The sequence below is a fragment of the Microcystis sp. M_QC_C_20170808_M3Col genome, from assembly GCF_007095505.1.
Classification (GTDB): domain Bacteria; phylum Cyanobacteriota; class Cyanobacteriia; order Cyanobacteriales; family Microcystaceae; genus Microcystis.
The window spans coordinates 1-5,415 of the sequence record NZ_SFBY01000352.1 but is presented as its reverse complement, the minus strand read 5'-3'; the positions used below and the strand labels follow the sequence as shown (position 1 = coordinate 5,415).

5 protein-coding genes are annotated in these 5,415 nt (G+C 46.9%); 1 reads left to right on the top strand and 4 read right to left on the bottom strand.

Annotation, left to right across the window (positions count from 1 at the left end; translation table 11 throughout):
* Positions 1–310: 310 nt before the first annotated feature.
* A complete protein-coding gene (locus EWV84_RS16085; RefSeq protein WP_287078814.1) occupies positions 311–2,368 on the top strand; it encodes a beta strand repeat-containing protein in 2,058 nt (685 codons plus the stop codon).
* Positions 2,369–2,441: 73 nt separating this feature from the next.
* On the opposite strand, the gene EWV84_RS16080 is transcribed toward EWV84_RS16085, so the two are convergent.
* The 4 genes from EWV84_RS16080 to EWV84_RS16065 all read right to left on the bottom strand — a co-directional run bounded on the left by EWV84_RS16080 (position 2,442) and on the right by EWV84_RS16065 (position 5,185).
* Positions 2,442–2,756, bottom strand: a complete 315-nt coding sequence (locus EWV84_RS16080) for an RpnC/YadD family protein (RefSeq protein ID WP_287078813.1) — start codon at positions 2,754–2,756, stop codon at positions 2,442–2,444.
* Between the two features lie 4 nt (positions 2,757–2,760).
* The gene (locus tag EWV84_RS16075; protein WP_287078812.1) at positions 2,761–3,654 is read right to left on the bottom strand and encodes an Rpn family recombination-promoting nuclease/putative transposase; all 894 of its coding nucleotides are present in this window, start codon (positions 3,652–3,654) and stop codon (positions 2,761–2,763) included.
* A 21-nt stretch (positions 3,655–3,675) separates the two neighbouring features.
* Positions 3,676–4,011 carry an RpnC/YadD family protein gene (locus EWV84_RS16070; RefSeq protein ID WP_158202527.1) on the bottom strand — a complete coding sequence of 112 codons (336 nt, stop codon included), beginning with the start codon at positions 4,009–4,011 and terminating at the stop codon, positions 3,676–3,678.
* Between the two features lie 268 nt (positions 4,012–4,279).
* A complete protein-coding gene (locus tag EWV84_RS16065) occupies positions 4,280–5,185 on the bottom strand; it encodes an Rpn family recombination-promoting nuclease/putative transposase (protein WP_287078811.1) in 906 nt (301 codons plus the stop codon).
* Positions 5,186–5,415 lie beyond the last annotated feature (230 nt).

Below are 5,415 nucleotides of genomic sequence, written 5' to 3'. Positions count from 1 at the left end.
GTCAGACTTAAGCAATTAAGCGTTTTTCGCTATCTGCGTCAACCCCGTTGACGCGACCACCCTAAAAAAGTGGCGTGGTGAGGAATCGCCGTCCGTTTTACGGCGGCGAGGATGTCAAATCACTGGTATCTTCGGTAACACGGTATCGAAAAAAAGTGGATTTAACTCTGGCTCCCATTGCTCTAGTTCTGCTTGACAAATGATAATGCCTCCCCTATGATTGGTTGTGATGCTTCAAAGACGCTTGCAGCTTCTTTGATTTTTAAAATCGTTTCCTGTCCTAGTGTGAGGAGTTTTAGGTAACAAAATTATGGCTATTCCCCAATCTTCAATCATTGCTCTGTCCTTGATGTACACCAAGCTGCCCCCGTCGGCTTCTGACCTTACCTATTGGGCGAGTCCCGCAGGTCAGGCAGTTTCTTGGGAGCAAGCGGTGCAGGCATTTTCTACCTCTAGTGCAGCCAAGACAGCCTATCCGATGTTAGCGTCCCCTACGGTGCTGTCTCAGAATGCGGCGGCTCGTCGTGATTATGTCACCCAAGCTTTCCAAAATCTCTACGGGATTGCTGCGGCCGACATTCCGGCGGCAGAATTAACCTACTGGGCTGATACCTATCTTGTGTCCTCCCCCCAGGCGATTTTTGATTTTCCAGTCGTTTTAAATCAGTACTCCCCCGCCGCACGCCAACAGGCTTTGACGAACCGCGCTCAGGTAGCAGAAAACTTCGCGGTTGCCATGGCGGCTGATGGCTCCTCCACCTTTACCTCAGCCCAGTATAGTAGTGGCTGGGTCATTGTGAATACGGTCACTGCCGATGCCGCTAGCGTAACGGCGGCTAACGCACAAATTGCTCAATTTATCGCTGGTGGTGGCGGCGGTACGGGAACTACCTTCACCTTGTTAGAAAATGGGGCAGTTCTCACCGCTTCTGCCAGCTCTAAAGTCGCCCCGCTAGGTCAGTTTTTGACTGCCTCCAATAACACGGTTGCGGCTTTAACATTCTTGCAAGGTAGTTTCATTCAAGACCCCAGCAACAGTGACAACGACGTGCTGACCGCCCAGATTATTGCCCCGACTTTTCCTCTGGCTGCTATCACCCCAAACATTGCTAACATTGAGACTATTGAGTTCACTGGGTCGAACGGTGCTATAGCTGATATTGTCAACATCTCTGGAGTCAAGAGTTTCGTTATCAAGTCCGGTGACTTGCAGGTTAACACCGCCGAAAAATTCCCCTTGACTCTGGCGGCTGGGTATGCCAATCAGCTATCTCTCAAACTCGGCGATATAACAAAAGCTTCGACTGTTAACCTGAATGGTACTGTTGCTGGGACGACTATTGTTGACCAGAACTCCGAGGCTAATGTCAATATTGTTGTCAAAGCTGATAGTGTTCTCAAAAATAGTGACGCAGCCCTATATACAATAAAGAGTGTGGCGGGAAGTAACAACTTTGTGATTTCAGGCGATAAAAACCTGACCATTGACGGCAATATTACCGTCACGGCTGCCACTGATCGTTTGGATGCCACTGACTTTACCGGGAAACTGACCCTGAATCTCGGCGCTGGCAGTAATATAACCCAGATTGTCGGCGGTAAGAGCGATGATACCTTCACCTTGACGGCTGCCGTAGATCAGATTAATGGTGTTGCCCTCAATGGAAACGATGGTAATGACACCTTAACCGTTAAAGTTGGTGCGACTCCTGCTGCTATTAATGGTGTTACCAACGTTGAGACGATTATCTTTAAACAAGCCGCCACTGACACCACAATCGCCACTGTGGACACCCTTGTGGCAAGTGGTGCGACCTTAACTGTTGATGCTTCTTCCTTCACCACCAAATTTTTAGACTTTGATGGTACCTTTGAAACCAATGGTTCCTTCAAGATTACTGGTGGTGCATTAGCCGATACCCTGAAAGGCGGTGCCAAGAACGACACCCTTATTGGTGGCGGTGGTATAGATACCCTAACTGGTGGCGGTGGTAACGACCAGTTCGTCTTGAATAAAGCCGCTCCTGGTAATGGCGTTGTAATCAAGGACTTCACGGCAGTAGCAAATAATAACGATGTGTTCGCCCTAAGTAATGCCGCCTTTGCCGGCGCTCCAGCAGTGGGGGCCACCTTGGCGGTCAGTACTGTGGCAGGTGCAACTAACAGTGCTAATACAATCCTCGTGGATATCTTCGCGAACCTCACGGCTAATCAGACCGCCACCAGCAATGTGCGCTTTGGTTACGACACAACCAACAAGCAGTTGTTCTACGATGCTGATGGTAACTTCAGCGTTGGTACTGTTCTTATTGCAACCTCTACTTTGGCAGTGAATTTAAATGCCAGCAACTTTGCTATCGTCGCTTAATTTCCAGTAAGCAGACGAATCCGAGTTAATTCTTGGTAAAAGACCATCCTTTTTCAGGATGGTCTTTTTTCGGTTATTCTCGAAGGACACCGAATCGATTTAAGAGTTCTTCTCTGGAACACTGTAGGAGTAAAGGGGTAAATTCTTCTGGGGACAGTTGTAAAATCCGGCTGATAATCCCTTGCAGTGCCTCGTCTAACTCACCAAAACGGACTCGGAGCAGGTTTTCCACCACCAGACGTTCCCCCTGTTCGAGACCGCGTTCTAGACCCCGTTCTAAACCCCGTTCCAGACCTTGTTCCAGACCCCGTTCTAGACCTTGTTCTTCTCCTTCGGCCAGTGCCTCTTGATAGACTCTCGTTTGTTTTAAATCACTTAGTTCAAACATAGCTTCAATTTCCTCGCGACTTTTCTGGGGGAAATTGGTTTAAGAGTTCCTGCTTGGAACACTGTAGGAGTAAAGGGGTAAATTCTTCTGGGGACAGTTGTAAAATCCGGCTGATAATAGCTTGAATTTCTGGGTCTAACTCACCGAAACGGACTCGGAGCAGGTTTTCCACCACCAGACGTTCCCCCTGTTCGAGACCCCGTTCCAGACCTTGTTCCAGACCCCGTTCTAGACCCCGTTCTTCTCCTTCGGCCAGTGCCTCTTGATAGACTCTCGTTTGTTTTAAATCACTTAGTTCAAACATAGCTTCAATTTCCTCGCGACTTTTCTGGGGTAATTTGTAAATAATGATACTTTCGATGAGGTTAATTAACTGCCGTTGACTGGACTGGTCGGTGATTTCTTCTCTGGTCCGCTCGATTAGGGTTTGAGCAGTCCTCACCGCTGCCGTTTCCGACTCTACTACTAATTTAATCACACCAATTCCTAAGGAGGGATTTTGGGGCAATTCATCGAGATAAATGCGTCTAACGCTCGATAAATTGAGGATTTCGCCAAAATGCAGGGATTGTTCCCGTTCCACCCGACGATGGGGATAAATGACGACAATTTGCCAGGGGTGAGGTGGTTGATATTGCCTTAAAAACAGGAACAATTCCGCAAAAAGTCGATAGTATAAGCTGTCATCTGGTTGGAACTGCACTTCCACTAGGTAGAGGGGTTGCTGACTATCTTCTCTGAGTGGCACAAATAAGCCATCGAGACGGAAAGAGAGTTGTTTCACCTCTTGGGAGGTAAATTGATAGTTTTCTGCCTGTTGCCGGGGTTGTCCGATTAAGTCAAAGAAACTGTCGGGAAAGCGCAGGAATATTTGGTAAAAGAGACTGTCAGTTTTCACGAGAAATCTCGCTTCTAGGGTTTATTGGCAATTGCCGAATTGATTTAAGAGTTCTTCTCTGGAACACTGTAGGAGTAAAGGGGTAAATTCTTCTGGGGACAGTTGTAAAATCCGGCTGATAATAGCTTGAATTTCTGGGTCTAACTCACCAAAACGGACTCGGAGCAGGTTTTCCACCACCAAACGTTTCCCCTCTTGCAGACCCCGTTCTAGACCCCGTTCCAGACCCCGTTCTAAACCCCGTTCTAAACCCCGTTCTAAACCCCGTTCTAGACCCCGTTCTAGACCTTGTTTTTCTCCTTCGGCCAGTGCCTCTTGATAGACTCTCGTTTGTTTTAAATCACTTAGTTCAAACATAGCTTCAATTTCCTCGCGACTTTTCTGGGGGAAGTAGTAGGTTAATTCATCAATCAACTCTCATAGTAGGGTTAATTCATGAATTAACCCTACCGGCTCTTCTAGGTTCTGTGTGATAAGTTTAACTTACATAGGATCGATCAATCTTTGTGTCCTTTGTGTCTTTGTGGTTCGTTCCACCCCCTCGCTAGGAGGAATGTATCTTAGAATACATTTTACTCACCAAATCCAAGAGAGTCCCCTACCCTTGATAAGGGTGGTAATAGCTTCAATTTCCTCGCGACTTTTCTGGGGAAAATCGCTTTAAGAGTTCCTGCTTGGAACACTGTAGGAGTAAAGGGGTAAATTCTTCTGGGGACAATTGTAAAATCCGGCTGATAATAGCTTGCAGTGGTGGGTCTAACTCACCAAAACGGACTCGGAGCAGGTTTTCCACCACCAGACGTTCTCCCTCTTGCAGACCCCGTTCTAGACCCCGTTCTAGACCCCGTTCTAGACCCCGTTCTAGACCCCGTTCTTCTCCTTCGGCCAGTGCCTCTTGATAGACTCTCGTTTGTTTTAAATCACTTAGTTCAAACATAGCTTCAATTTCCTCGCGACTTTTTTGGGGTAATTTGTAAATAATGATACTTTCGATGAGGTTAATTAACTGCCGTTGACTGGACTGGTCGGTGATTTCTTCTCTGGTCCGCTCGATTAGGGTTTGAGCAGTTCTCACCGCTTCTGTTTCCGACTCTACTACTAATTTAATCACACCGATTCCTAAGGAGGGATTGTGGGGCAATTCATCGAGATAAATGCGTCTAACGCTTGCTAAATTGAGGATTTCGCCAAAATGCAGGGATTGTTCCCGTTCCACCCCACGATGGGGATAAATGACGACAATTTGCCAGGGGTGAGGTGGTCGATATTGTTTTAAAAATAGGAACAATTCCGCAAAAAGTCGATAGTAGAGGGTGTCGTCCGGTTGGAACTGCACTTCCACTAGGTAGAGGGGTTGCTGACTATCTTCTCTGAGTGGCACAAATAAGCCATCGAGACGGAAAGAGAGTTGTTTCACCTCTTGGGAGGTGAATTGATAGTTTGCTGCGACCGGTTGCGGTTGTCCGATTAAGTCAAAGAAACTGTCGGGAAAGCGCAGGAATATTTGGTAAAAGAGACTGTCGGTTTTCACGAGAAATATCGCTTCTAGGGTTTATTGGCAGTTGCCGAATCGTTTGGCTAAACGGTTAATACTCTAGTATTAATAGGCATTGTATAGCTTTATCGAAAATTTAGCTTAAAGCCGTCCTTTGAGGACGGCTTTAAGCTAAAATGGAAAAAGCGATAACCAAGCTAAAAACTGAACCTTGACAACAGATAGTAGGGGGTTTCGTTCAGAAAAGACTTCAAATTCGGCCTTGA

Coding starts and splice junctions, on each gene's coding strand:
- EWV84_RS16070 (WP_158202527.1), bottom strand. CDS start 4,011: ATGTTTGAACTAAGTGATTTAAAACAAACGAGAGTCTATCAAGAGGCA.
- EWV84_RS16085 (WP_287078814.1), top strand. CDS start 311: ATGGCTATTCCCCAATCTTCAATCATTGCTCTGTCCTTGATGTACACC.
- EWV84_RS16080 (WP_287078813.1), bottom strand. CDS start 2,756: ATGTTTGAACTAAGTGATTTAAAACAAACGAGAGTCTATCAAGAGGCA.